This window comes from Pedobacter fastidiosus (genome assembly GCF_014306625.1).
GTDB classification, from domain to species: domain Bacteria; phylum Bacteroidota; class Bacteroidia; order Sphingobacteriales; family Sphingobacteriaceae; genus Pedobacter; species Pedobacter fastidiosus.
Window position 1 is genome coordinate 263,530 of the sequence record NZ_JACRYL010000005.1, and the last position, 25,910, is coordinate 289,439.

Genomic DNA, 25,910 nt, shown 5'->3' on the forward strand with positions numbered 1-25,910 from the left:
TAAAATATTATTTTATTTTTACCTGCGAGTTTAACCATTTATCTCTAAAGGCCTGCATCTCTTTTGTTAAAGCCCCTCCAGTTTTTTCTATTGGAACAATTTCTAATGTTGGGTTTTCCATAAAGGTTAAATTTGTAGATTTTTGTTCGCCTCTATGCAAATAACTCACCAAAACTACATCGCCTGGTTTATGCGATTCGGTAATTTTAGTTAGCCCGGCTTGGTCTTTAATCTCCAAATGATCGAACGTTAAAATCACATCATCTACATCTAAACCCGCTATATAGGCTGGTGTGCCTTGAATTGTTTGAGGCAACACAGCTTTGCCTGTATCAAAATTTACTCTTGATAAACCTGTAAAGGCTTGATTTGGACTCACTTTGCGAAGAATAAACCCAGCACTTAAAAGCAACTTGGCATAATCGTTTTTTTCCGTTCCGTAGATGTATCGTTTAAAGAAATCTTTTGCAAACGCAGGATTTTTGGTTAAAACAGCTAATGTTTTTTCCAAATCTGGAACGGTGTAGGCAATTTCTGGTTTCCCATAAGCTTTCCAAAGTGCCCGCATATAATCATCAAGAGTTAAGTTAAAATCTACACGTAATTTTAAATCTAACGCAAGCGCTGTGGCTGCGCCATAAGTATAATAAGAGGTAAAAATATTCCCTTTATTGGTTTGATCTATTGCTACACCTGCATCAGCAAAAACCGCATATCTGCTGGCTTGTATTGGCGAAAAATTCTTTGCTCCCGGAGAGGTTAATACCGAATTAATTAATCCGTTAAAAGTTTGTGTGGCATTTTCTACTGTTTTTAATCCCGCTCTGGTTAACAATAAAGAACCATAATATTGCGTAAAACCTTCTGCCAGCCAAAGCTCATCGCTTATGTTCGAATGCTCAAAATTAAAGGGTTCTAAAGTTTTCGGTCTTAATCTTTCTACGTTCCAGCTGTGAAAATATTCGTGAGAAAATGTACCCAACAATTGTGATTCATATCCATCTATTTTTGGGGTTCGCTGAACGATAGAAGTTGAGTTTCGGTGCTCCATTCCATCGCCAGCATTTTCGGGATAAACATCTTCTAAAAAATAGTAATTTCCATAATCGTAAGCTGGAAATTCTCCCCAAACTGCCAAATGTTCATCTACCATTTTCTTCAGCATATCTGCATAATTATCGATGGTTTTTTGAGTATCGTTAGAATGAGAAATTATATGGATGGTTTGAATTTTTCCGTCAGGATTTTTTACCTTCCAGCTCGCCGTTTTATAGTTGGCAATTTCAGTTGGGCTATCCATAAAATATTGCAAGTTCGGCGCATAATAAGTATCGTTGCCCATTGGTTTCAGTTGGGTTGCAACTTTCCAATTTTGCTTTTCAGCATAATTAAATTTTACTAATCGGGCACGTTTATCCATCCCAACTGGGAAAGCAAAAGTAGCTGGAATGTTCATGTGTGCATGCGTTTCGTCGAAACCTGCATAAGTTCCATCGATCCAGTTTCCAAACAAAGTATAGGTGATTTTTATGCTGTTACTGTGTGTAGGAATTTCATAAATATCGCCTGCTGGCTGTTTTAAAGGAAGTTCTTTACCCGAAGCATCAAAGGCTTTAAAATTATATACGTTTTTTCCAAACTCATGTGTAGCGTACCTACCTGGTGAAGATCGGCTCATTCTTATGGTTAGCGGTCCTGCCGGAACATTTGGAATTTGCATACTGATCTGCGCTTCATGATGAATTGCATTTGGGAAAGAAACGGAATAACTGATTTCATTTTGTGCTAAAGCACAGAACGACAACATGCTTATAATTGCTGTGCCGAGAATTTTCTTCATAAAGCTGGGTTTGATGGCGTTAAAATACGTAAAATGTAAGATGTTTTATGTAAGATGGATGATGGGATGTAATTTGTCAAAATGTATGATGGTTAATTCGGATTTCAATCATCCATCTTACCTCTTCCATCATTCTTTATCCCAATCATACTTTTCCAAATCGCGATAAGCCTTGCCTTTAATAATTTCTTTTCTTTTGGTAGATTCGGATTCTACTCGGTTTTCGTGAATATTATCGGCAACTTCCATGTGGAAATCCTTATCTTTTTTAGATTGATAAATTGCGGTTTCATCTCCATCAGCAGTTGCAAAATCATAAGGTCCGCGGGCACTCATTAGTTTTACAAATACTGGCAAGCATTCAAAGAAAATAAATAGTAAACCAATAAAAGTTACGGCCATAGCGGTATTGTTGTCGTTGGTTCCATCGGCGTTAAACTTTAGCTGTCCTAAGGCCCAATTCCGATCTGCAAAGCCAGCCAAATTTGCCAAACTATCTAACTGCTTAGTGGTGTAAAGTTTTTCGGTAAACATACCATCGAATTCCTTCCGCTTATCAATAAAGGATTCAGATTTATTAATGGTTGCTTTCAAGCTATCAAGTTCGGTTGATCGTTGTTTAATCTCTGCTTCTTTACGCTTTGCATACGGCCCATAGCCCATAACGCCCGAGGTTTCGGTTGTTTTATTTCCGAAAATCTCGAAGTTTAATTTCTTTCTATCGGCTTTAATTCCGTTTTCTAAGGAGTCTCGAGTTACTTTCTGCTGATTTAACCTTCCAAATTCAACTTGGTATTTGTTTTCAAAAGCTTTGTTTAGCGTATCTATTTTAGAGCGTTGGCCGTTAAGATAACTCACCTTTAAGCGTTGTTTAATTTCTTTATCAAAAATTTTCAGTTCTATTGGCCTGGAGATTACGATACCAATCATAATGGCCAATAAAATACGTGGCGTAGCTTGCAAAAGTTGTTTGTTGGTACTGGCGCTTTTGTTAATGCTGGAGACAATGTATCTATCCATATTAAAAATTGCAGCACCCCACAAAAAGCCAAAAACGATTGCAAAAATTACAGCAAAATCATTACCGCTAAATACAAAGTACATGGCATAACCACCAGATAAGGCCGCAAATAATCCAGTAAAAAAAATTGTAGCACCAATCCCTGTATATTTATTTTGTTCTGACGGATACTTTTCTAGTGTCGGGATGTGGGCACCAGAACAAAACCAAAAGAAACGGTTCAATTTGTCCATTTTAATTATTTATAATTAAACGCCCCAGAATCCCATATGTTACAGTTTTTGGCAAAATATTTTTGAGTTTATTTAAGTCTATTTCAAGGCTAAAGGAACCAATATGAAGTAATTAGAAGCCCAAACTTACAGAGCATATGCTAAATTAAAGCATGTTAATAGGGAGTGGCTCAAAAACTTAATTTAACAATTTTCATCGGTGATTAAATTGAGGCATTTGATTATGAATAGATTATAAGTTAAAGCTCAAAGTAATCCTTTAAACTGTTGACTAACGGTCAATTAATTTTGAATACGAATAAATTTTTCGCTTCATTTTAATGATTGCTCCACAGTTTTATCTAAGTTTGTGTAAATATATTTTACATGAAAGAAATATCGGTACAAGAACTAAAAGAGAAAATTGACAATAAAGAAGATTTTCAGTTAATTGATGTTCGCGAAACATTTGAATATGAGGTTTCTAACTTAAACGGCGAAAATATTCCATTGGGTGGAATTTTAATCGAAGCCGATAAAGTTGCTAAAGATAAACCAGTTATTGTACAATGCCGTAGTGGTAAAAGAAGTGCTGCTGCTGTTATGCAGTTAGAACAACAATATGGTTTTGATAACTTGTATAATTTAAAAGGTGGTATTTTAGCTTGGCAAGAAGCTTTTGATCCAAATATGCCGGTTTATTAAAGTACTCAATTAGCAAAATTCAATTATTAAACGATGCCAATTGCAGATTAAAATATACGCTGCATCATAGAAGGTTTGATAATTGAATTTTGTTCCTTGGTAATTAATCAATGAATTTTATTAAAGAACAAATCCTCAAATTGTGGGCAAAAAATTCTTATTAAATATTTTTTACAATTTGGGCATTATCCTATCTCTATTTGGTATAGTTTGGTGTTATCAAAACGGAAAGTATCTTCCGGCTGCATTTTTAGTAGGTACAGCCTGTGCCCTTATCTATTTTAAAATTCAGTTAATGAAACAGATCCGGAAAACCTTTAAAGAAAAAGGTCAGGATTAACCCCTTCCAAGCCCAATCCTGGTAAGTTTTTTAAAATGTACTTTCCATTTTCGAAGACCGGGTTGGCAAATGGATTATTGGTTGTAAGCCATGGCCCATCTAAATCTGCCCAATTGCACAAAGGTGCTAAAGCTGCTGCCGCCAAAGTTGCGCAACTGGTTTCGCTCATACAGCCAATTAAAACCTTCATGCCGAAAGAGCGGGCTTTCAAAATCATTTGATGGCCTTCGTACATGCCACAACTTTTCATCAGTTTAACATTAATGCCGTGGTAAGCACCTTTCAAACTCTCCATATCAGCTAAACGCTGAACGGCTTCATCAGCCAGCAGAGGAATAGGACTTCGTTCAGTTAACCAAGCATTTCCATCAATATTTGCCTTATCCATAGGTTGTTCAATTAATACAACACCTTTTGCATGCAACCAGTAAATTAAATCAATTGCCTGAATTTTATCGTTCCAACCTTGATTTGCATCTACATAAAGTGGCACATCCGTTAAGCTTCTAATGGTTTCAATAATTTCTTTATCGTTATCTCTTCCAAGTTTAACCTTAATCACTTTAAAAGCTTCAGCATCTTTTAATTTTTCGCGGATAACTTCTGGTGTATCAATCCCGATGGTGTAAGAAGTTACAGGCATTTTAGATGGATCGGCGCCATAAATTTCGTAACAAGGCTTGTTTAAAATTTTACCATTGATGTCATTCAAGGCAATATCTATCGCCGCTTTAATGGCTGGTTGACCAGGCGCAAGGCTATCCAAATAAGCGATAATCTCTTCGAAATTAAATGGATATTGAATCTTATCCCAATCTACCAGATTCAGAAATGCATTTGCACTGTTGTAACTTTCGCCCATGTAGGGTACCATAGAGGCTTCGCCATAACCAATTACATCCTGATGCTGAATTTTTAAAAGCATTAAAGGCGTGCTGGTTCTGGTAAATTTCGAAATGGAGAAAGGGTGTTTTAATTCTAACTCAAATTGCTTGCAACTAATTTTCATTATCAATCGTCTTCTAAATAAATAGGGTAATATTGCCTTACAAATCTAGTCAATGAGAATAAAACTTTATAGCTATATTCATACAGCGACTATTAATGCTCAATGCCATGAAAAACATTTCAAGATTACGGTATTTTATTTATTTATCCTTCATAATTATTGCAGGATGTACCACAGGAAAAAAAGCTTTACAAAAGGGAGATTATGATGCTTCAGTTGCGAAAGCGGTTAGTCGTTTACAGAATTCACCTAAAAATAGCGAAGCGATGGAGGTTTTGCCAACGGCATACAACCTTGCTTTACAAGATCATTTAAGAAAAATTGAAGAGGCAAAAGCTTCAAACGATTTATTTAGATGGGAAGCCATTATGTACGAATATCAAAAAATTAATCAGTTGGCAGATGATATTAACAGTTGCCCGGCTTGTTTAATTTTAGTGCCAACCCCACCTAAATTTGTTAAAGAATTAAGCGATAGTAAATATAATGCCGCGGTTGCGAGATACAATTCTGGTTTAGAATATTTAAATGATAACAATAAGCTAAGTGCGAAAAAGGCCTATTATGAATTTGAGAAAGCGCAAAACTTACAGCCCAATTATAAGGATGTAAAAGCTAAAATGGACGATGCTTATTGGGCTGCCGTAACTAGAGTTGTGGTACAGCCGATAATGGTAAACAGCAACTTGTATAAACTGAGTGGCGATTATTTTCAACAACAAATTGATCAGTTTATAGCAAGCTACTCGAGGAATAAATTTGTGATTTTTTATTCGGAAGAACAGGCAACCAATCAAAAAATTATTCCCGATCAAGTACTAAGTTTAAATTTTGATGATTTTGTTGTGGGTCAAACTTACGTTAAAGAACGAGTAGAAAAAATTAAACGCGATAGTGTTGTAATTGGTGAAACTAGAGAGAAAAAACCAGTTTATGGAACGGTAAGAGCAACCTTGAGCATTTTTGACAAGAATGTTTCTTCTTCTGGATTGTTGGATATGACGATAAGTGATTGGCACGATCAAAAAATTATCAGGCAACAAAAAATTCCTGGAACTTATATTTGGAGAGATAGTTGGGCAAATTATAAAGGCGACGACAGAGCGCTAACCAAACAACAAATGGCCATGACAAGGAGGAGAGAATCTTTGCCTCCGCCACCAACAGCCTTGTTTTTAGAATTTACGAAACCGATTTATAATCAGTTAGTGAACGATATTAGTGGGTTTTATAATAATTATTAGAACAAAATTTCCCGCAGATTAGAGGATAAGAACCGCAGATTGAAACAGATTTTTGGGTCGATAGAATAAAGATTCCCGCCTTGGCGGGAAAGACGAGGTGGCTTGGAGAATTGCATTTCAGTTTATAAATCCCCTAAAATCTGCGAACCTTTTCTACGGAAATCTGCAGGAAAAGCCTTGCATATTCTCCTATAGTAATCCGAACGTTAAAAAAAATCATCGTTACAAAGCCCTAAAAATATAATGGCTAATATTGTAGCAATGAATACTGGCTTATACAATCCTTTCCAAAATATCGATTTTTTATATAAAATTTGCTTTTTAAGCGGTAAAACTTTCAGCTCGCCTGTGTTGCAGGCTCCACTAATTCCAAAATGGCTTTTAGAGCAAGCAGGTTTAACTGGTGAGGAACAAATTCAGTTTTTAGATGAAAGTATTCGTTCTTACAACACTTTAGTAATTCCGGTAAATAGCGAAGTAAACGAGCAGTTTTTAAATCCGCTGGAAGAGAAAATTGAACAGGCTTTTGCTCAAGGTTATAGTGCTGTTTCAGCTTTGCCTCCGCTCGATTTATTCAATTGGATTGGAAAGTTTTTATATGGCTTTGTTTACCAAGAAATGCATTCAGCCTTGCGCAAAGAAATGACTGCCGATGGACTAAACATGTCGCAATCTTTAATGATGAAATTTGCAAATTTAAATTTCATGATGCAAAGTTTATACACCAGGTTAGAATTTGAAGATTTTACGCCATGGTCGATTACAGTTGTAAAACTAGAAAATGGAGAAACACCTTTTAGCTTTCGTGATGAAATAAATACCTTAACTTTCTCTTTAAAAATGAAAGATTTTGGAATTATTGCATGCTTGCAGGATAATGAAACAAATAAGCGTTATCACCAGGATATCATAAATGAAATTAAGGATAAAGCTTTAACGGCAGAGCAATTTGAAGAATTAAGTGCCCGTTTTTATTACTCAGCATACCTTTTTAATCGTTTGCCAGAATATACTTTTATGCCCGTTGAAGGCACAATTTATATTGAGGCAATGCCTTTACGCGGGAATATGACTAAACCTCTTTTTGATGTTTGGCAAAATAAAATCTATGCCCAGGTTTTGGAGAATTTTTGGAAGCCCTGGGGTTATGTATTGTTCGAAATTTTAAAAAACCCCGAACAGCCAATGAGTTTCTTCGAAAACCCACATCTCCCAACGGCAGGTTAATAATCTTAATTCCTCCTAATCTATAGTTTACCGGTTAATGCAGCAATAAAGTGCGGGATAATTCCTGGAACAAAGATTATGGTAAAAATTAAACCGGTTAATGCGCCAAAAAAGTGAGCATCGTGGTTAATGTTATCTCTTGAATTTTTCGAGGCATAAGCGCAGTATATCAAATATAAAAATCCAAAAATTACTGCTGGAATTCCGATCGGAATAAACATAATTTGAAGTTTAGACATTGGATTAAATAAGATAAAGCTAAAAAGCACTGCGCTAATCGCTCCAGATGCGCCTAAACTATGATAGTGATAGTTATCCTTATTTTTAAATATCGTGGTAATATCGCTCAAAACCAATCCGAAGAAATATAACAATCCAAATTGCCAACTGCCCATCATTCGCTCTAGCGTAAATGCGAATGCATAAAAAGTAAACATATTAAAAAATAGGTGCATCCAATCTGCATGGATTAGCCCACTTGTAATTATGGTGAAAATATGCTTTCCTTTCGAAACACTGTATGGATGCAACATAAACTTGCCATAAATACCATGATCATAAAAGGCATAAAGGCTGGTTACAACAGTAAAAAGAAAAATGATTGATGCAACTGGTGTTGCGCTTAAGTATTCCATTTGGTTTATTTTAAATCTAGTTTAACATCGTTTAGTAAACGTGCAACCGGATATCTATTGTGGGTTTTCTCGTAATAATCAGAATTTTTATAAACAAAATCAAGCTGTGCCGATCCATTCTTGGCAAAATCGGGATCAGATGCTTTTTTCTCTTCCAATTTAGCTTTTAAAGCAGGGTTGTTTTTTAATAATTCTGTGGCTGTATCTTCAAAAACATAAGCAGAAAAATGTTCTTTCATATCCAAAATGGAATCGAAAAAATTCCAATTAAAGAAAGAATCCGTAGCTTGAGGTTCTAAAGTTTCTACAATGTATCGATTTGTAGGCTGATTTACATAAACTATGTAATCACCAGCATAATATTGTAACTCTTGTTGCGTAGAAATAAGCTTAACCGCAGAGTGGAGGTAATGACCCTCATAAGGTCTAGTTCCAGTTTTAAAATCGCCGATATAATAACTTTCAACTTTAATCTTACTGTCCGCTTTCAACTCTTTAAGTATAACATTATTTAGTTTGAGCAAGGCAATAACTCGATCCCAAGCTTTTGGAATAATATAAGCTACAGGTTTTTGAACAGTTATGGAAGCATCAAATTTGTTCCATTCTTTTATGCTTTTAGTGTAGGGTTTATTCCGATCGTAAAATAATCGGTCTTGCCCACTCACGGTACTTGGTTTTTCTCCCGCTTCGAAACCCTTAAATGGTAAGCTGTCTACTTCGCTTCGGTTTAATTTCCACTCTAAACCAAACTCTTTCTGGTTTGCAACAAATTCATCCGCCTTGCGTTTATTTTCGCCGATAATTTTGGCATCGCGTTCTACTATATCAATATAAGTTTGAAGCAGTTTATAAGTTGCATCAACACGCAAATCATAAGCCTTTAACATATGCGTTTCTGGCATAAAGCCGATGGTATTGTGCAATGTGGTGTAGCCTGTAGAGTATCTTGGCAAATCTATAAAGCCCGTAATTCCAGCATCTGGTGTTTCTTCTATAGAGTTTACGTAAGGAATCATTGGATACCCTTTTTGCTCCATGCCTTTATATAAATCGGGCACTAAAGTTTTGGTTAAATATCCCGATAGGATAGCGTTCAGCTTATCTTTTTGGGTGGGAATAAGCGTCATCACATATTGATAATCGGCGCCATTGCTGGTGTGGGTATCTACAAATATTTCGGGTTGCCAAGTGTTAAAAATCAATTGAAAAGCTGCCGAATTTCTAGAGTCGGTTTTAATAAAATCACGATTAAGATCTAAATTCTTGCTGTTTCCTCTAAAGCCGTAAGCTATCGGGCCGTTTTGGTTTGCTCTGGATGTGCCGTTGCGGTTAAAGCTACCATCGATATTATAAACCGGAATAATACAGATTACCACATCTTTTGGAAGCTGATCTGCTTGGAGTAAATCTCTCGCAAGCATCATCGAAGCATCAATTCCTTCAGGTTCGCCAGGATGAATGCCATTATTAATAAGCAGAATTCTTTTATTGCCTTTTCTAATCGTTACAGGATCAAAAATTTTATCCTTTGATAAAACTAACAAATGTAGCGGTTTGCCAAAATCGGTTGTGCCATAAGTTAAAAGCTTGGCTTGTGGATTATCTTTAGCCAGTTTTTCATAATATGAAATGGCTTCTGAATATGTAGCTGTTTCTTTTTTGTTACTAAGCTCGTAAGGTGTTTTTTGCGCCATAGATTGGAGTGTTATTGTAAGCAACCAAAACACTAAAAAATTTTTCATGAATATTTTTAAGGATGATGAACGTAATGCTACAACGTTTTATGGTAAACTTTAATGTTCCCGAAGAAATATTTAAAGCCAATGGAATATACGTTATATTGATCTGGCTGATAATTCTGGAATTTATTTTCTGGATCATCATAACCATCTAATCCTTCGCCAAAAGTATAATTGGCCTGAGCATTAAAATTAATTACGTACCGAACATAGCCATAGCCATCATTTAGGTAATAATTAAAACCCAAATTAATTGGCACAACGATATTCATGCTTTTATCCTTTCCAGGGAATTTATAACCAAGTGGTGGATAAGCAGCTTCGGTATTTGGCTTGTAGCGAACAATATCGCTCATTTTATTATTAATAATGCCGACACCCAAACCAGCATACAGCCCTTTAATGTTGTATAAAAATTCACTTCTGTCGTAATTTACAATCTCGCCCAACATTAGTTTCCCATTTACGGTAAGCGATGTGTATTTATTTATAAATTGTCTATTGTGCGGATCTGTATTGATATCTCCACCCTGGATCATTCCATACTGCCCTTCCAAACCCACGGTTACAAAAGGAGAAATATGAAAATCGAAAACACCATAAGTTGTATAGCCAATGGTGCCTTTATAAACATCGGTATAAGACCGATTTGGGCCAACACCAAAACCGTAAGACAACTTAAAGTAGTTGGATTGAGCTGATGCAAGTTGAACCGTAAGCAAGAATAACAATTAGGGATGTAATTTTCAGGTGGTTACGCATCATTGTTTTTTTTACAAAAATAATATGTTTATTGAATATCTATAACATTTACCTTTGAATATGAGCAATTACACCAACTTTAACAAATCTTTAGAGAACAGATTTATAAAATACGCTAAAATAGATACGCAATCTGATCCAGAATCGCCAACATGCCCATCAACTTTGAAACAAAAAAACTTGGGTAAAGAATTGGTTCAGGAGCTTTTAGACATTGGAATTGCAGATGCACATATGGATGAAAACTGCTACGTTTATGCAACAATTGCCGCAACAACAGATAAAAGTGTACCTGTAATTTGCTTTTGTTCGCACATGGATACTTCTCCAGATTGTAGCGGAGAAAATGTAAAACCAATTATTCATAGCAATTATCAAGGTGAAGATTTAATTCTGCCAGATGATCATTCCATCATTTTAAAAATGGATGAGCACAAAGATTTAAAATTCCAAATTGGAAATGATATTATAACCGCAAGCGGAACAACCCTGCTTGGCGCCGATAATAAAGCGGGAGTTGCCGAAATAATGGAGGCCGCAAACTTTTTAGTGAAAAACCCGGATGTTAAACACGGAACCATAAAAATTCTTTTCACTCCTGATGAAGAAATTGGAAGAGGTGTAGATAAAGCTGATTTGAAAAAGTTGGCTGCAGATTTTGGTTATACCATTGATGGTGAAACTTTAGGATCGATAGAAGATGAAACCTTTTCTGCCGACGGTGCAAAATTAACCATTAACGGTGTAAGCACACATCCAGGTTTTGCCAAAGGAAAAATGGAAAGTGCCATTAAAATTCTTGCTGAGATTTTAAATTCTTTACCTAAAGATACTTTAAGGCCAGAAGCAACAAATCATAAAGAGGGCTTTATCCACGCACTAAATATAAAGGGGCAAGTAGAACAAGCAGAAGCGCATTTTGCACTAAGGGATTTCGATGACGACAAACTTGCAGAACATGGTAAGTTTTTAGAAGAAACAATAAAAAAAGTGATGGCTAATTACCCTAATTCTTCTTACGAATTAATCATTAAAGCACAGTACAGAAACATGAAAAAAATCTTGGATCAATATCCAAAAATTATCAAATATGGTATTGAAGCGATTGAAAGGACTGGAGTTGTGGCTATCAAACGAAGCATTCGAGGTGGTACAGATGGGTCTAGATTATCGTACATGGGTTTGCCATGCCCAAATATTTTTGCTGGCGAGCATGCTTTCCACAGCAAACAAGAATGGGTTAGCGTTCAAGATATGGAGAAGGCAGTACAAACCATCATAAATATTGCTTGCATTTGGGAAGAAAATAGCTAGGTAGTTTTTAGTTGGCAGTTTAAATCTAAGTTGCCAACTGAAACTAATAGTTTGCTTGGCCGATATCTAACCTGCTAATTTTTCCTTCTTTATTAAATTGAAATTTAAAGTAGGTTTTAAAATCACCCCATTGATCTGAATGGAAGTTACCATAAACATCAAGACCAGCATTTTCTACTTTGTCTATGCTGGTAAATCGTTCATGCCCTAAGGCCTTTTTAAAGAAATTGTTAAACTGTTTTTGGTTTCCATCATCAAATAAAGCAACATAGGGAGCAAATAAAGAGAACCAAGCTTTTTCATCACCATTTTGAAGGGCTGAAATTGCAGCCTTAACTTTAGAATTCGACAGTTTATTTAAGTCTATCGCCATAGTTTTTCGAGTTGATTTTTTTGAGCTAAAGCGAATGCTAAATGTTAAACTTAATTTATTGGGATTGGATTAGTCAAATTTAATAAAAAAGATGTTTTGTAAGCACATCTAATTTGCTACTTTTAAATACAAATGATAACACTCGAAAACGATTATATAAAAGTAGACCTTTTAGCAAAAGGAGCCGAACTACAGCGCCTATTTAGTAAAGAAACAAATATTGAATATTTATGGAATGCAAACCCTAAATATTGGGCAAAACACAGTCCTGTTTTATTTCCAATAGTGGGTGCTTTAAAGAACGACAGTTTTACTTATAAAGATAAAAACTATGCCTTACCCCGCCATGGTTTTGCTCGTGATCATGTTTTTAATGTAGAAAAACCTAGCGCAACCGAAGCTATTTTTACCTTAACACAAAGTGAAGATACGTTAAAAATTTATCCATTTTATTTTGAACTGAAACTGAAATATCAGCTTATAGAAAGGAAGTTGAATTTAACTTACGAAGTTATAAATACAGGAACCGATGAGCTTCTATTTTCTTTGGGTGCGCATCCGGCTTTTGCTGTTCCAAACACACTAAATACAGTTTACGAAGATTATTATTTGGCTTTTAATGCCGATGAAAAATTAACATATTGGAAACTTGATAATGGTTTGGTTGATGATGAAACCGAAAGTATTGAGCTGGGAGGTCATAAACTAAACTTAAAGCACGACCTGTTTTACAATGATGCACTAGTTTTTAAAACGCTTCAGAGCAATTGCATTAGTTTGTTAAATACCAAAAACGATTACGGTTTACACTTTCATTTTGAAGATTTTCCTTTCTTCGGGATTTGGGCTGCGCCCGATGCACCTTTTCTTTGTTTAGAACCTTGGTGCGGTGTTGCAGATGGCGTAAATCACGATCAAAATTTAGAACATAAAGAAGGTATAGTAAAACTCAATGCTGGTGAAAAGTGGGAGAGATTTTGGGAAGTAGAGTGTTTTTAAACAAAATCTAATCTTATTGGTATCAACTAATATTAGTGTTTTTAATAAAACCATTTTAACGGCTAAATCAAACTTAACCATTAAACAAACCCAAGTAAAGTAAAAAACTACTTAAATATTATGGTTTCGTAAATAACTTGGTAATTTTGTACATGCTCAAAGAACTGTTGAACATTTTTGATAAAGCTTATCGTTTTAAAGTTGATTATAAACTCAATACGCAGTTGCATAACATCGCTATAAAACATTTGGGACTTCAAAACATGAACCAGCTCCGCGATAGATATGAAGGGCAAGCGTATTTGAATCGTTTTTTAACTAAATCTTTTTCTGAGTTCGCCGTTCAAAAAATGCTAGGTGTAGATTTTGTAACGCTAGAATTAAAGGAGAATAAACGCTATAAACCTGAAGTTTTTTTCAACGATAAAACATTCGAAATTATAGCAAGTTCGCTGGATGAATATCCTTTAATTCCGGCCGGAGATTATGACTATGCTATTTTTTCTTTCGTAAACATCGAACGAAAAGAAGTTTACATTACAGGTTTTGCATCTGCTGAAGTTTTATTAAACTCAGTAGTTTCTGCAGACCTTTCTCCAACCAAAGCAAAAACCTATATTGGAACATTAAAAGATTTTTCGCAAATAGATTTTCTTGACAAATTATTAATTGAGAATGAGTAAATACACAGTAGGAAGCTTGTATGCTGGGGTGAGTGGAATATGCCAAGGTTTTATAAATCAAGATTTTGAACTCTCTTGGGCCAACGAGATTGATAAATTTGCATCCGTAACCTACCGTGAAAACTTTAAACATGATTTGCATGAAGGCGATATCTGGGATTTAAATCCTGAAGGATTATAAATTAGCATCCTACCTATGATAACAAAGGGTAACAAGCACGAGAATTATGAAATTCTAAATTTGATTGGATATGGATTGTCAAAATTTAATGATGATTTTATTAAGGAATTTGGTTTTAATACAAAGACGGCATTCTATCAATATTGTGTACATATTGGAATTGCCGAAACTGTAGGGACAATAAAAAATAGGATGGATTTGTTTGATCATTTTTTCCCTAATAATGGAAGAAGAGGCTGGTGGCAAAAGGGTAATACTTATATTCATAGAAAATATTTAATCGATAGTTTATTTGGGAAAGAAAATGCAAAAGGATATTCGGACATTGTAAAACTATATTTAAAAGAAAATTACAAAGTAACAGACCTTATATTGGATGTCAAGCCAATTGTAAAATCAAGATTTAAAAAGCTTCAAGAGACAGGATTGGAGGCTGAATTGTATTTTATGAATAATTTCAATGAAATATCTAGCTTTAGGAATGGATCTTTGGAAGATGCAAGATTATATGGAGATGGTTATGATTTCCAAATTAACGTAAACGAAAGTTCTTATTTAGCTGAAGTAAAGGGTATAAGAGAAAGAAAAGGAAGGTTTAGATTAACTGAAAAAGAATTTTTAATGGCCTCGGAGTATAAGAATGACTATATCATCACTTTGGTTTTAAACTTAAATGATATACCTGTTTTTTTATCAATAGAAAATCCAGTAAATAATTTAACCTTTATTGAAAAAACAATTATTTCAAAAGAAATTAAAGAATATCATTTATCAAAAGATATTTTCTAATTAAAAATAGTAGTTATTAATGATATAACCGGGCTAGACTTAAAAAGTTATAAAATCTATTTTAATCGCATGAAAAACATTACTCCATTTGCACAACTATTTCTTCGTTTAGCTTTAGGAATCGGCTTTATTTTACCTGTGATGGATCGATTCGGTTGGCTCGGTGCTCCAGGTGCTCCAAATGTGGGCTGGGGAAATTGGACAACTTTTGTAGATTATACAAATTCTTTAATGCCTTACCTTAGCCGTTCAGTTTCAAATGTAATGGCAATTCTAGCTACTGTTGGCGAGATTATTTTTGCAATCCTTTTAATTGTTGGATACAAAATTAAGCTGGCTTCTATTGGGAGTTTTTTGCTTACGCTAATATTCGCTTTAAGTATGCTGTTTTTTGCAGGTTATAGAGCACCATTTAATTATTCTGTATTCGTGGTTAGTGCTTCGAGTTTAATGCTAGCTTCAATTTCTGATTATAAATGGTCGATTGAAGGAAATAGACTTTAATCTCTAATTATTGCCTCAAAAAAATGCGTATCACTTTTTTTACATACAGTGAGCGCTTTAAATTTCTCTCTTAAAAACCCTTATTAATTGTCAATACGACAGTTAATAACAGCTTCTTAAACCTTAGTTATAAAAATCACCGTTCTAAATCTTCTGTTCTGATTTACTAAAACGATTTTATATCCTTATAATAGCGGACTAAATACACAAAAAACCAAATAATAAATTTTATGAAGCTAAGAAATCTTTTAATTCTAGCTTTTGTTGTGAGTCCTACATTTTTATTCGCACAACAATGGCAACCTAAAAAGGCTATTTTAATGAGCAAATTCGCAAAGGATGTAAAAGCCGAAAGCGTACTGCCCGAATATCCTAGACCACAATTGGTTAGAGAAAAATGGATGAACTTAAATGGCCTTTGGCAATTTCAGCCAGCTAAAAGTAAAACAGAAACACTACCAAGTGGCAACTTATCTCGATCTATTCTTGTTCCTTTTGCGGTAGAATCTGCATTATCTGGCGTTATGGAGCATCATGAAAGCATTTGGTATCGCAGAAAATTTAAAATACCAGCAAACTGGAAAGGTGAAAATGTTTTAATCCATTTTGGTGCGGTAGATTATGAATCAGAAGTTTTTGTAAATGGCAAAAGTGTGGGCATCCACACAGGTGGATATGATCCTTTTACTTATGATATTACAACATCAATCAAAGGTGCTGGAGAACAGGATATTGCCGTTCGGGTTTACGATCCAACGGATAAAGGTGGTTTTCCTAGAGGGAAGCAAACCTTAAATCCGCAGGGAATTATGTATCAATCGGTTACCGGAATCTGGCAAACCGTTTGGTTAGAACCCGTGCCTAAAACAAATATCAGCAACATTAAAATTGTTCCCGATATTGATAAATCAGTAGTAAAACTGATCATTAACACGGGAGATCAATCTTCTGCGGATGTAGAAATTAAGGTAAAAGATGGAAATAAACTCGTTCAGACTAAAATTGGCAAAGCCAATACAGAAATTATTGTGCCGGTAAGCAATGCAAAACTTTGGTCGCCAGATAGTCCTTTTCTTTACGATCTATCCATCACCTTAAAAAAGGGAACTCAGCAATTGGATGCGGTTTCCAGTTACTTCGGAATGAGAAAAATTTCCATTGGTGAGGAAGGCGGTTTCAAAAAAATGTTCCTAAATAATAAGTTTCTTTTCCAAATTGGCCCATTAGATCAAGGCTTTTGGCCAGATGGCGGTTATACTGCACCAACCGATGAAGCTTTAAAATACGATTTAGAAATGACTAAGAAATTCGGTTTTAATATGGTGCGCAAGCACATTAAAGTGGAACCATATAGATGGTATTATTGGGCAGATAAATTGGGCTTAATGGTTTGGCAGGATATGCCTTCGCCAAATTCTTATACCGAAAAAGTTCCTCCTGTTGATAAGAAAGCATTTGCATCTGAATTAACCAGACTTGTAGAAACCCACTGGAATTCGCCAAGCATTGTTAGTTGGGTAATTTTTAACGAAGGCCAAGCACAACACAATACAGCTGGTTATGTAGATCAGGTGCACAAGTTAGACCCTACAAGATTAATTAATCAAGCCAGTGGTGGAGGGCATTTTGATGTGGGCGATGTACTAGACATTCACAGTTACCCGCCACCCGCAGTTCCAACTAGTGCGGTACAAACCTTGGCCTGTGGTGAATATGGAGGTATTGGTTATATTATTCCGGGTCATACTTGGAAAACGGGACCAACTTACATCATGATCGATAGTGAAAAAGACTACACCAAAATGTACGATGACTTCGCTACCGATTTGGCAATTTTTAAAACTAATAAAGGTTTGAGCGCTGCAGTTTACACCGAAATTACCGATGTTGAAGTAGAACTTAATGGCTTGTTAACCTACGATAGAGAAGTAATTAAAGGTGCAGTAGAAAAAATTAGAGCATCGAATGAAAAGGCGATTAAGACAAATATTTACATTAAAGATGTTTTACCAACCTCGCAAGATGTTGCTAGAACATGGAAATATTCTTTCGATAAACCTGAAGGCGAGTGGATGGCAACTTCATTTAAAGATGAGAACTGGAAATCTGGCTTGGCTGGTTTTGGAACCAAAGGTACACCGGGAGCAAATGTTAAAACCGTTTGGAATACGCCAAACATCTGGTTGCGCCAAGAGTTTACATTAGGCGATTTGAACGGAATTAATCGTGAAGATTTGGTGCTATATATCCATCATGATGAAGATGCTGAAGTTTACATAAACGGAGTAAAAGCTGTTGTAATTCCAAATTATTCTTCTAACTATTCGATGGTTAAAATTTCTAAAGAAAGTCAGGATGCTTTAATTCCAAATGGCAAAAATGTAATTGCCATTCATTGTACTCAGAAACAAGGTGGACAATATATTGATGCTGGAATTTCTTATGTAGAGACTAAGTAGTTCTAAATACAAGTTATTTTCCTCATCTGGCGCAAGCGTCCGCTTGTGCCATCCAAATTTATTTCAAAGGCTATGCAGTTAAACTGGATAGCCTTTTTTATTTAATTATAATTCTAGGTAAAATAAACTGTAAGGATTTAGGTATAACTACGTCTAATTCTGAAATTTGATAAAATTGCTTTGCTTATATTTATAAAGATCTTCTTTTATGAAACGAGATGGAAACGGATAAAAACGAATTAACCCAAACAAAATCGCATGAATGCAACCCACGCAAATGGGTGTCTAATTATGCCGATTATCTATACAGTTACGCCATTACAAGGGTTAATGATGAAGAATTGGCACGAGATCTTATCCAGGAAACGTTCTTATCTGCATTGGAGAAAATAGATCGATTTGAAGGGAGAAGTTCAGAAAGCACTTGGCTAACGGCGATTCTTAAAAATAAAATTATTGATGTTTACCGCAAAAAATCATCGGGTTTAAGAAAAATAGAAGCTGATGTAAAGGAGCAGTACGATACCGATTTTTTTAATGCCGAGGATGGGCATTGGAATGATAATCATCGTCCGCAGGTTTTTGGTATTGAAGATTACGATATGCTCGGAAAAAAGGAATTTAACCAAATTCTAAAATTATGTATGCAAAAATTGCCTGCGCTTTGGCTTTCTGTTTTTACAATGAAACACATGGATGATGAAGCATCAGCCTTAATTTGCGAGGAATTGAAAATAACAAACGCGAATTTTTGGGTAATCATTCACCGAACAAAGGTTAACCTGAGATCGTGCCTTCAAAAAAATTGGCTTTAAAAATAAATATTACCATGAACGAATTAACAAAAATTGCTTACAACTGCAAAAAAGCTACTTTTTTAATAGAGAAAAAGCTAATTGGAAAGATTACGCTTCGCGAAAAGATGGAACTTAAAATGCATTTGGCAGGTTGCACTATCTGTAAAACATTTGAGCGCCAAAGTGCGGTAATTAATCGAATGGTAAAGGAGCTTTTTAGCAATGTTCAAAAAGAAAATTTAAAGCTCGATGAGCAGTTTAAAGAGAATCTTCAACACCGTTTGGAAGAAGAATTAAATAAATAGATTTTATCCATTTAAAAAAGCCACAGATTTACAGATTAGGTCTGCAAACCTGTGGCAAATAATATTGAAAAAGCAGGTTTCAATTAATTGATTACTTTTCTATTTTACTGCAAGCTGTTGTTCATCAGCATCAACAACCTTAATATAAGCATCTTTAAAATCTTGTGCTTTATCTGCCGGAACGTAATCCTTCTTTAAAATCATTTTTCGGGTAAACACAATTTTAGTGCCCACCATTTTACTGGTTAAAGAATAATCAACGTAATCATTAGAAATATTAATCGGTTTTAAGGCCTCCACCAATTTCTTTCCATCTGGCAATTGCATGGTAATTTCTTCACTGCAGTTTTCAGTTAAAAACATCTGCGTTAAATCTATTCCAAAAAGCCTTGGTTGGGTAACCTGTAATTGATTTGCAGAGGCAGACATAGACCAGGGCAAAGAAAACACGCTCATGCCAGCAACAGGCTTACAGCTTTTCATTATGGCGTATTCGGTATAAGCTCTTAAGGTATCAGATGTTGCTGTAATCGGACTCAAATTTGTAAACTTCAAAACATATACATCATTCTCAGGAAATACTGTCGCTAAATTTTCTTTCAGCTTTTTAATCTGATCTTTATTTGATAAATCATTGTATTCAGATCTCGTATTACTGGCCACTGCCCCTGTAGAAAAATTGGTTTCCTTAATCTGCATATCGTTTCCTTTTAACACAATGGAAGTTGTATAATTCAGAACATTTTTAGGGCGCTGTGTAGGGTTTAGAGTAGTAATGGCATTGGTTTTATTGTTGATTTCCAAAATCTGCTCATTTAAAGCGCCATTGTAAAAAGTGCCAAAGGGTAACGTGCTCGAGGTTAATTCTACATAGTAACTTTTGCCATTTATAATCGCTTTTGCAATGCAGTGATTAAAATCGATACTGGGTAGAAGCATCGTATTTTGTCCGTTGTCTCTAGTTTTTACCAAAGCGAGTTCTGCATTAATTCCAGCTTCTTTGCACATGGTAACAAATAAGGTAGATACATCCTTGCAATCTCCAATTCGGGTATTAATTACGGTTGCTGGGTTTTGTGGAACAATCCCGCTTTGTCTAAACGAAACCGAGCTGTAAGAAATATTAGATGTAACGTATTTGTAAATGAGCTTAATTTTTGCAAGCTCATCCAAATTCCCCTTATCCTTAAAAATATCGTTTATAACGGTTTTAATTTCATAACTGCTTCTTGCTTTTGCTGTCGCGATGTTGTTGTACCAATCGGCAACAAACGCCCAGTTCGGGATAGAAGAAAGGTAAAGAATGTTAGTTACATCATCCATTGGAGGCATTTTATCTTCATAAATTAATGCCTTCTGATTATCCGCCTTCCAAACATATAAATCAAACTCATCTTGCTGGGTTTTTACAGGTTCGATTGCTTTTTGAGAGAAACTGTATTTAAACTGTTTATCTCTATGTACCAAAAGAGAAAATTTGGTATTTACATAACTTACGCCGTGTGTAAAGTAAAACGAATCCCAAAAATGCGTCGCCAAACTCCCGTCGTTAAAATTCTGAATTTTATAACGCAGATTAATTACATCGCCAACTTCTAAATTTGTAAAAACAACCTGATTGCCATTTTGCTCTGCAGGAACTTTCGTGCCATTGGCTTTAATAACCTCTGCAATTTCAATATTATAATCTTGAGAGCTGTAATAGGGAATGTTATATTCTTTTAAACTCTCCAAGCCTTTTTGGGTAAGCACTTTCGATACATAAAAATGTTTCTCTTCAGAGCCACCGTTTTCATAAACCACTTTTTGTACTTCCTCATTTAATATCACCATGTGGTCATCAGGATAATCGGCCAGTTTTGGAGCCTTCGCTACGAGCGCTTTAACATCTGCCTGCTCAAAATAATCGAAAACATCTTTTTTGTCCTCTATTTTACGCAAAGCTTGAATGGCAGAATAATTATTGGGTCTTAACTGTAAAGATCTTTGGTAAGCTTTTATAGATTTATCTTTTTGCTTTTCCATCTCATAAATCTTCCCTAACGATTCGAAATAAGTGCTGTAATTTGGTGCAATTTCCAAGCATTGCAGATACAGTTTTTCGGCTTTATCGTATTGTTGTAAAGCATAATATTGATTGGCTAAATCAACATAAATGCCAACCGAAATTGGATCGTTCGCAATTTCTTTTTGATAAACGGCTAAACCATCCTGAACTTGGTTTTTATCGAAATAAGCCTTTGCCAAATATTTCGACATATCGTAACTATCGTGCTCATCTACATGTTTTTTAAGGTAATTAATGGCACTAGAACTTTTCCTAATTTCCTTTTCACACAAATATTTTAACCAAACCACCGAACTAGAATTCGGGAATTGTGCATAAGCCTTATCAACCAAGGCAATGATATCTTCTTGATTATTGCGCTTCCCAGCAAGCTGAATTTTTTTACCAAGAATGTTTTCATTCTCTCCATAAATAGCTTCCAGTTTTTTCATTATCAGCTCTGCATTATTTAAATCCTGCTGATTGATGAAATCATTGTACGTTAAACTCAATGCGTATGGCGATTCTGGATCGGCTGTCTTAATCGTTTCCTGTAAGGTTTCCGTACCTGTTCTATTTTGTTCCTTATCAAAAAGCTCGATATACAAATTGTTTAAAAGTGTACTTTCAGGAAACTTGTCTTTTAGTTTTTCTAAAATTTTACGGGCCTCAAATGCATTATCGTTGCGCAGATAAAGCTTGGCTAAAAGGATTTTATTTAAGTAACCCTCCGGATTTTTAGCAATCTCATTTTCGAAGAAATCGATTGATGGCAACTTTACATTTACAGGTTTAAAAGTAGTTTCTTTCGTATAAACCTGCGGATCATTGGTTGAGGTTATTCCATCCAAAACCTTTCCGTTTTCATCTGTTAAACGAACCAAAAAGTTAGATCGGTTTGCGTAGCTTTCTCCAATTTGAATTAACACTCTATTGTATCCTGCATTTAATTTTACGGTACTGATGTAAGAATCTACATCATTATTTCTTTCATCTGCCTGGGTAATCAGCAATTGATCGTTTACCCAAACCTTAACAGATCCCGAAACACCAACACGCAACTGTGCAGTAACATCTGCCGGGGCTTTTACAAAGTTTTCGGCAAAAATTATGGAGTTGCTATAATTGCTGTAATATTCAAAATCGAACCATTTACTGTGTTTGGTAAAAGGCACTTTTCTCCAGCCAAATTTTTGATCTTTCTTGCCAACGAAAGTAGCGTCGGTCCCAGGTTTGTTGAGTACATCATATGCCTTATCAAAGCCACTTGTTGATATATTTTCGAATTCTCCAGTAATTAACCAGTTATCCAAACTACCGATTTGTGCATAAGCCTTATCGGCCAAATCATATTTTTTCTTTGCTTCGTAGTAAGCTCCAATACTAGAATTTGCAAGTGCATAAACCGTTCCGTCGAATTTCTTTTTTAGTAAGCCGTTGTAAAAATCAAGATGTTTTGCACTTTCCAGACTTGCGCCGTAATTCAAGGCATAACTTCTCCACATGGCCAAAAGATAAGGCTCAGGATTATCGGATAAATCGAAGAATTTTTTGAAATGTTCAAAGCTCTGATCTCCAGACTGATCAAATTCAGACATTAAACTTAATGCCAGATAAGATTCTTTTGCTGTTTCAGGATTTTTTGCGAGCTCAATAAACGATGCTCTGGCAGTTTTTCGGTCGTTTTTGAAGAAACTTTCCCATGCAGAATTTACAGAATTTTGTGCCTTTAATCCCAATGAGAGTAAGATTAATAACAATAGAGTAGCGTAATTTTTCATAATTCAATGATAAAATAAAATTTGCAATAATGCGAATGAGAATCGTATGAATTTTGAAATAATTATCGGCAAAAAAATAATTTTATATCTTTAAGCTAAATCATATTCTTATCTCAAAAAATTGAAAAAATCCTTCAACCTTTTCTTACAACTTACGGTGCTAATTATGCTTTTTTCTGAAAGTAGCTTCGCCCAAAAAAATGCACCAGAAAAAGTAAAGACCGGAATTTATGTAACCAGCATTCACGATATTGATTTTAAAGAAAAAGAATATACTGTAGATTTTTGGCTGTGGTTAAAATACAAAAACAAGGATTTTAATTTTGTTGAAAATTTGGAGATTCCGCAGGCTAAAACTGTTACCAAATCTTTCTCCACTATAGATACCACGGGAAACCAGGTTTATCTGCTGATGAAATTGCAATGCGTAATGAAAGATTCTTGGGCTATTGATAACTTTCCTTTTGATAAACAGAAACTGCGTTTATCGATAGAAAATTCACAGTTCGATTCTAGCGCTTTTGTTTTTGTTCCGGATAAAGTAGGAAAACAATACGATCCTCGTTTTACGCTAAGGGGTTGGAATATCGATAGCTTAAATATATCTGCAGGAACCAAAATATATGAAACTGCATTTGGCGATGAAACCATAAAACCGCATACAGAATATAGTAATTTTAAAGTTCGGGTTTCGCTGAGCCGAGATGCAATGGGGCTTTTCTGGAAAATGTTTTTGGGCATGTATGTGGCATTTTTAATTGCTTTTATGTGCTTTTACATTCATGCTGACAGCATCGATTCTCGTTTTGGTTTAAGTGTAGGTTCTCTCTTTGCGGTAATTGGAAATAAATATATCATCGATGGTTCTTTACCAGAGTCTACCACTTTTACACTTGTTGATACCTTGCATGGCATAACTTTGGTGTTTATTCTTGTTGTAATTATTTCTACGGCTTTTTCTTTGCGCATGATTAAAAGGGGCAAAGCAGAACAGGCCAATAAATTTGATAGAATTTTTGCTTTGGTGATGTTAATTACTTACATCAGCCTGAACGTTTTCTTTATTTTGCAAGCAAGCAACGGTTAATTTTTAAGCTTTTTCTGTTCGAAATGAAACCACAGCCACGGCAAGAATAACTGCATGTGGCGAAAAGGTAAGCAAGAAATCATCACTAGAAAAAATCTTGAATACATAACAGATTAGGTAAAAAGGAAGCCACCAAATTACCTGAGAAATCAGGAATAAATAAAGCTTTATTTTTTGTGTCTCTGATTTGATCAATCGTACATAAATTACCCAAAATATTAACCAAAAGGGAATACAAACTAGTAAACTTCCTAAATAACCAATCAATACATTTAAATAAGTTAATTCGAATAGGAAATCTTCCAAAGGGGTATTCGAAAAAATATATTTAAGCAAATAGAATAAGGGCATGCTCCCGGTCAAAACCGAGGCCCAAACTTTCAAGGGATATTTGTAGTGTTTAAGCATTTCAATAAAAGTAGCCATTGTAGCTCGGTTTCTGAAAATAAATAGCATTCTTCTAAAAATATCGCACTACTGCCCGATAACAAACAGAACGTTCGATATCGGGCATTTTCTGTTTTAAAAAATATTTTAATTTATTGATATTCAAATATTTAACTCTGGCATTTGTCTTGCAAAAGCCGGTGTAAAATATTTAAATGGACAAGCTCATTGAAGCGGAAGTTTCTGCCAAGAGGAAAAAGAAAACTTATTTCATCATATTAATCAGCATTGCTTTTGTAATTGTTGCCATTTGGGCAGTGCGTGTGTTTTTTAAACCGGCCTTAACCGGTTCCGATTTTACTTCTTCTAAAGCTGAAATCGGGATTATCGAAAACACCATCAATGCAACTGGCGAAGTTTTGCCAGAATTTGAAGAGGTTTTGGCCAGCCCGATTAATGCCTCTGTAAAGAGCGTTTTGTTAGATGCGGGCAACAAGGTAAAAAAAGGCCAATCGATTTTAACGCTAGATAAATCAGTTACGCAAACGGAATACGACAAGCTTAAATTCCAAATGGAATCTAAAGAAAATGAAATTAGTAAGCTAAAACTCGATTTAGAAAAGAGCTTTTTCGATATCAAATCCAACAATAGCATTAAGCAGTTGCGCATTAGCAATTTAAAAGACGCGGTTTCTTCTGCCAAAAGACTATTAAAAGCTGGTGGCGGAACCAAAGAGGATGTAGAACGGGCAGAACTTGATTTGAAAGTTGCCGAATTGGAAAAACTTCAGCTGGAGAATGAAATTAAAAGCAAACAGCAAACCATGAAAATTGAGATTAGGGAGGCAGAAATTGCTTTAGCTATTCAACGGAATGATTTAAACGCATTAAAACGGAAGCTTGATTTGGCAGATGTTGTGGCCACTAGAGATGGCGTGGTGACTTGGGTAAACAAGAATATTGGGGCCAGTATTCGCGAAGGTGATGCGCTGGTTCGCATTGCAGATTTAAGCGGGTTTAAAGTTGCAGGGAGCATGTCTGATAATATGTTGGATAAAATTCACAATAATATGCCGGCAATTATTCGGGTTGGCGATACCCAGCTTCGAGGCTCGATTGTAAATATTTCCCCATCGGTAACCAACAGCATTGTCTCTTTTGATATTCAACTTAATCAAAAAGACAGTAAAGAATTACGACCCAACCAAAAGGTAGATGTATTTCTAATTACAGCAACCAGAAATGGAGTTTTAAGAATTGCCAACGGACCAGCTTTTAACGGGTCAAATTTGCAGGATGTTTTTGTAGTCAAGAATGAAATTGCTGAGAAAAGAACGATAAAAACTGGCTTAAGCAATTTCGATTTCGTAGAAATTTTAAGTGGCGTTAAAGCAGGGGAAGAAGTAATTACATCCGACATGAGTGCCTACAAAAATTCTAAAACAGTAACCATAGCCAACTAAACCA

The 25,910-nt window shown here is 35.2% G+C and carries 24 protein-coding genes; 15 read left to right on the top strand and 9 right to left on the bottom strand.

Annotated features, from left to right (window positions below; genetic code table 11):
• Positions 1 to 7 precede the first annotated feature (7 nt).
• Together H7U22_RS07525 and H7U22_RS07530 are read right to left on the bottom strand one after the other, a co-directional pair.
• Positions 8 to 1,840 (bottom strand): M61 family metallopeptidase, encoded by a 1,833-nt coding sequence (locus H7U22_RS07525; RefSeq protein ID WP_187070735.1) that lies wholly within the window; start codon positions 1,838 to 1,840, stop codon positions 8 to 10.
• A gap of 129 nt (positions 1,841 to 1,969) precedes the next feature.
• The gene (locus tag H7U22_RS07530; protein WP_187070736.1) at positions 1,970 to 3,094 is read right to left on the bottom strand and encodes a DUF4407 domain-containing protein; all 1,125 of its coding nucleotides are present in this window, start codon (positions 3,092 to 3,094) and stop codon (positions 1,970 to 1,972) included.
• 366 nt (positions 3,095 to 3,460) lie between these two features.
• On the opposite strand from H7U22_RS07530, the gene H7U22_RS07535 reads away from it, so the two are divergent.
• Positions 3,461 to 3,778, top strand: a complete 318-nt coding sequence (locus tag H7U22_RS07535; protein ID WP_187070737.1) for a rhodanese-like domain-containing protein — start codon at positions 3,461 to 3,463, stop codon at positions 3,776 to 3,778.
• Between the two features lie 142 nt (positions 3,779 to 3,920).
• Positions 3,921 to 4,118 (top strand): DUF6358 family protein, encoded by a 198-nt coding sequence (locus tag H7U22_RS22845; protein WP_317172954.1) that lies wholly within the window; start codon positions 3,921 to 3,923, stop codon positions 4,116 to 4,118.
• Here the strand turns inward: H7U22_RS22845 and H7U22_RS07540 are convergent.
• Positions 4,096 to 5,127 (bottom strand): dipeptide epimerase, encoded by a 1,032-nt coding sequence (locus H7U22_RS07540; protein ID WP_187070738.1) that lies wholly within the window; start codon positions 5,125 to 5,127, stop codon positions 4,096 to 4,098. The two genes, H7U22_RS22845 and H7U22_RS07540, sit on opposite strands and share 23 nt — an antisense overlap.
• Positions 5,128 to 5,234: 107 nt before the next feature.
• Between H7U22_RS07540 and H7U22_RS07545 the strand changes: the two genes are divergently transcribed.
• Both H7U22_RS07545 and H7U22_RS07550 read left to right on the top strand, forming a co-directional pair.
• Positions 5,235 to 6,371, top strand: a complete 1,137-nt coding sequence (locus H7U22_RS07545) for a hypothetical protein (RefSeq protein WP_187070739.1) — start codon at positions 5,235 to 5,237, stop codon at positions 6,369 to 6,371.
• 243 nt (positions 6,372 to 6,614) lie between these two features.
• Positions 6,615 to 7,598: a hypothetical protein gene (locus H7U22_RS07550; protein WP_187070740.1), complete on the top strand. Its 984-nt coding sequence runs from the start codon at positions 6,615 to 6,617 to the stop codon at positions 7,596 to 7,598.
• A 20-nt stretch (positions 7,599 to 7,618) separates the two neighbouring features.
• Here H7U22_RS07550 and H7U22_RS07555 read toward each other — a convergent pair whose 3' ends face one another.
• The 3 genes from H7U22_RS07555 to H7U22_RS07565 are packed head-to-tail and all read right to left on the bottom strand — an operon-like array spanning position 7,619 to position 10,697.
• Positions 7,619 to 8,233: a rhomboid family intramembrane serine protease gene (locus tag H7U22_RS07555; RefSeq protein WP_187070741.1), complete on the bottom strand. Its 615-nt coding sequence runs from the start codon at positions 8,231 to 8,233 to the stop codon at positions 7,619 to 7,621.
• Between the two features lie 5 nt (positions 8,234 to 8,238).
• Complete coding sequence (locus tag H7U22_RS07560) at positions 8,239 to 9,978, bottom strand: M14 family zinc carboxypeptidase (RefSeq protein WP_248284695.1); 1,740 nt, start codon at positions 9,976 to 9,978, stop codon at positions 8,239 to 8,241.
• A 29-nt stretch (positions 9,979 to 10,007) separates the two neighbouring features.
• The gene (locus H7U22_RS07565; RefSeq protein ID WP_248284696.1) at positions 10,008 to 10,697 is read right to left on the bottom strand and encodes a hypothetical protein; all 690 of its coding nucleotides are present in this window, start codon (positions 10,695 to 10,697) and stop codon (positions 10,008 to 10,010) included.
• 100 nt (positions 10,698 to 10,797) lie between these two features.
• On the opposite strand from H7U22_RS07565, the gene pepT reads away from it, so the two are divergent.
• Positions 10,798 to 12,051, top strand: coding sequence for a peptidase T (pepT, locus tag H7U22_RS07570; RefSeq protein ID WP_187070743.1), 1,254 nt, complete (start codon positions 10,798 to 10,800; stop codon positions 12,049 to 12,051).
• Positions 12,052 to 12,094: 43 nt separating this feature from the next.
• Here the strand turns inward: pepT and H7U22_RS07575 are convergent, their stop codons facing one another.
• A complete protein-coding gene (locus tag H7U22_RS07575; protein ID WP_187070744.1) occupies positions 12,095 to 12,424 on the bottom strand; it encodes a hypothetical protein in 330 nt (109 codons plus the stop codon).
• A gap of 132 nt (positions 12,425 to 12,556) precedes the next feature.
• Between H7U22_RS07575 and H7U22_RS07580 the strand changes: the two genes are divergently transcribed.
• The 8 genes from H7U22_RS07580 to H7U22_RS07615 all read left to right on the top strand — a co-directional run bounded on the left by H7U22_RS07580 (position 12,557) and on the right by H7U22_RS07615 (position 19,141).
• Positions 12,557 to 13,423, top strand: a complete 867-nt coding sequence (locus H7U22_RS07580) for an aldose 1-epimerase family protein (RefSeq protein WP_187070745.1) — start codon at positions 12,557 to 12,559, stop codon at positions 13,421 to 13,423.
• A 152-nt stretch (positions 13,424 to 13,575) separates the two neighbouring features.
• On the top strand, positions 13,576 to 14,106 hold the full coding sequence (locus H7U22_RS07585) for a hypothetical protein (protein ID WP_187070746.1): 531 nt from the start codon (positions 13,576 to 13,578) through the stop codon (positions 14,104 to 14,106).
• Complete coding sequence (locus tag H7U22_RS07590; RefSeq protein WP_187070747.1) at positions 14,099 to 14,287, top strand: DNA cytosine methyltransferase; 189 nt, start codon at positions 14,099 to 14,101, stop codon at positions 14,285 to 14,287. Before H7U22_RS07585 ends, H7U22_RS07590 begins: the two co-directional genes overlap by 8 nt.
• 15 nt (positions 14,288 to 14,302) lie before the next feature.
• The gene (locus tag H7U22_RS07595; RefSeq protein WP_187070748.1) at positions 14,303 to 15,076 is read left to right on the top strand and encodes a DUF3883 domain-containing protein; all 774 of its coding nucleotides are present in this window, start codon (positions 14,303 to 14,305) and stop codon (positions 15,074 to 15,076) included.
• Between the two features lie 69 nt (positions 15,077 to 15,145).
• Entirely contained in the window at positions 15,146 to 15,580 is a 435-nt protein-coding gene (locus H7U22_RS07600) for a DoxX family membrane protein (RefSeq protein ID WP_187070749.1), read from the top strand.
• Positions 15,581 to 15,810: 230 nt separating this feature from the next.
• Positions 15,811 to 18,039, top strand: a complete 2,229-nt coding sequence (locus H7U22_RS07605) for a glycoside hydrolase family 2 protein (RefSeq protein ID WP_222621813.1) — start codon at positions 15,811 to 15,813, stop codon at positions 18,037 to 18,039.
• Between the two features lie 218 nt (positions 18,040 to 18,257).
• Positions 18,258 to 18,854 carry a sigma-70 family RNA polymerase sigma factor gene (locus H7U22_RS07610; RefSeq protein WP_187070750.1) on the top strand — a complete coding sequence of 199 codons (597 nt, stop codon included), beginning with the start codon at positions 18,258 to 18,260 and terminating at the stop codon, positions 18,852 to 18,854.
• 14 nt (positions 18,855 to 18,868) lie between these two features.
• The gene (locus H7U22_RS07615; RefSeq protein WP_187070751.1) at positions 18,869 to 19,141 is read left to right on the top strand and encodes a hypothetical protein; all 273 of its coding nucleotides are present in this window, start codon (positions 18,869 to 18,871) and stop codon (positions 19,139 to 19,141) included.
• 99 nt (positions 19,142 to 19,240) lie between these two features.
• Here the strand turns inward: H7U22_RS07615 and H7U22_RS07620 are convergent, their stop codons facing one another.
• Entirely contained in the window at positions 19,241 to 22,969 is a 3,729-nt protein-coding gene (locus tag H7U22_RS07620) for a DUF3857 domain-containing protein (protein WP_187070752.1), read from the bottom strand.
• A 121-nt stretch (positions 22,970 to 23,090) separates the two neighbouring features.
• Between H7U22_RS07620 and H7U22_RS07625 the strand changes: the two genes are divergently transcribed.
• Positions 23,091 to 24,056 (top strand): ligand-gated ion channel, encoded by a 966-nt coding sequence (locus tag H7U22_RS07625; RefSeq protein WP_187070753.1) that lies wholly within the window; start codon positions 23,091 to 23,093, stop codon positions 24,054 to 24,056.
• Between the two features lie 3 nt (positions 24,057 to 24,059).
• Here H7U22_RS07625 and H7U22_RS07630 read toward each other — a convergent pair whose 3' ends face one another.
• Entirely contained in the window at positions 24,060 to 24,482 is a 423-nt protein-coding gene (locus H7U22_RS07630; protein WP_187070754.1) for a hypothetical protein, read from the bottom strand.
• Positions 24,483 to 24,658: 176 nt separating this feature from the next.
• Between H7U22_RS07630 and H7U22_RS07635 the strand changes: the two genes are divergently transcribed.
• Entirely contained in the window at positions 24,659 to 25,906 is a 1,248-nt protein-coding gene (locus tag H7U22_RS07635; RefSeq protein ID WP_187070755.1) for an efflux RND transporter periplasmic adaptor subunit, read from the top strand.
• The last annotated feature ends 4 nt before the right edge of the window (positions 25,907 to 25,910 follow it).

What these genes read in the sequence shown, in the direction of transcription:
- H7U22_RS07585 (WP_187070746.1), top strand. Translation starts at nt 13,576, where the DNA reads ATGCTCAAAGAACTGTTGAACATTTTTGATAAAGCTTATCGTTTTAAA.
- H7U22_RS07615 (WP_187070751.1), top strand. Translation starts at nt 18,869, where the DNA reads ATGAACGAATTAACAAAAATTGCTTACAACTGCAAAAAAGCTACTTTT.
- H7U22_RS07635 (WP_187070755.1), top strand. Translation starts at nt 24,659, where the DNA reads ATGGACAAGCTCATTGAAGCGGAAGTTTCTGCCAAGAGGAAAAAGAAA.
- H7U22_RS07580 (WP_187070745.1), top strand. Translation starts at nt 12,557, where the DNA reads ATGATAACACTCGAAAACGATTATATAAAAGTAGACCTTTTAGCAAAA.
- H7U22_RS07535 (WP_187070737.1), top strand. Translation starts at nt 3,461, where the DNA reads ATGAAAGAAATATCGGTACAAGAACTAAAAGAGAAAATTGACAATAAA.
- H7U22_RS07540 (WP_187070738.1), bottom strand. Translation starts at nt 5,127, where the DNA reads ATGAAAATTAGTTGCAAGCAATTTGAGTTAGAATTAAAACACCCTTTC.
- H7U22_RS07530 (WP_187070736.1), bottom strand. Translation starts at nt 3,094, where the DNA reads ATGGACAAATTGAACCGTTTCTTTTGGTTTTGTTCTGGTGCCCACATC.
- H7U22_RS07525 (WP_187070735.1), bottom strand. Translation starts at nt 1,840, where the DNA reads ATGAAGAAAATTCTCGGCACAGCAATTATAAGCATGTTGTCGTTCTGT.
- H7U22_RS07600 (WP_187070749.1), top strand. Translation starts at nt 15,146, where the DNA reads ATGAAAAACATTACTCCATTTGCACAACTATTTCTTCGTTTAGCTTTA.
- H7U22_RS07560 (WP_248284695.1), bottom strand. Translation starts at nt 9,978, where the DNA reads ATGAAAAATTTTTTAGTGTTTTGGTTGCTTACAATAACACTCCAATCT.
- H7U22_RS07605 (WP_222621813.1), top strand. Translation starts at nt 15,811, where the DNA reads ATGAAGCTAAGAAATCTTTTAATTCTAGCTTTTGTTGTGAGTCCTACA.
- pepT (WP_187070743.1), top strand. Translation starts at nt 10,798, where the DNA reads ATGAGCAATTACACCAACTTTAACAAATCTTTAGAGAACAGATTTATA.
- H7U22_RS07590 (WP_187070747.1), top strand. Translation starts at nt 14,099, where the DNA reads ATGAGTAAATACACAGTAGGAAGCTTGTATGCTGGGGTGAGTGGAATA.
- H7U22_RS07550 (WP_187070740.1), top strand. Translation starts at nt 6,615, where the DNA reads ATGGCTAATATTGTAGCAATGAATACTGGCTTATACAATCCTTTCCAA.
- H7U22_RS07620 (WP_187070752.1), bottom strand. Translation starts at nt 22,969, where the DNA reads ATGAAAAATTACGCTACTCTATTGTTATTAATCTTACTCTCATTGGGA.
- H7U22_RS07595 (WP_187070748.1), top strand. Translation starts at nt 14,303, where the DNA reads ATGATAACAAAGGGTAACAAGCACGAGAATTATGAAATTCTAAATTTG.
- H7U22_RS07545 (WP_187070739.1), top strand. Translation starts at nt 5,235, where the DNA reads ATGAAAAACATTTCAAGATTACGGTATTTTATTTATTTATCCTTCATA.
- H7U22_RS07630 (WP_187070754.1), bottom strand. Translation starts at nt 24,482, where the DNA reads ATGGCTACTTTTATTGAAATGCTTAAACACTACAAATATCCCTTGAAA.
- H7U22_RS07575 (WP_187070744.1), bottom strand. Translation starts at nt 12,424, where the DNA reads ATGGCGATAGACTTAAATAAACTGTCGAATTCTAAAGTTAAGGCTGCA.
- H7U22_RS07610 (WP_187070750.1), top strand. Translation starts at nt 18,258, where the DNA reads ATGGAAACGGATAAAAACGAATTAACCCAAACAAAATCGCATGAATGC.
- H7U22_RS07555 (WP_187070741.1), bottom strand. Translation starts at nt 8,233, where the DNA reads ATGGAATACTTAAGCGCAACACCAGTTGCATCAATCATTTTTCTTTTT.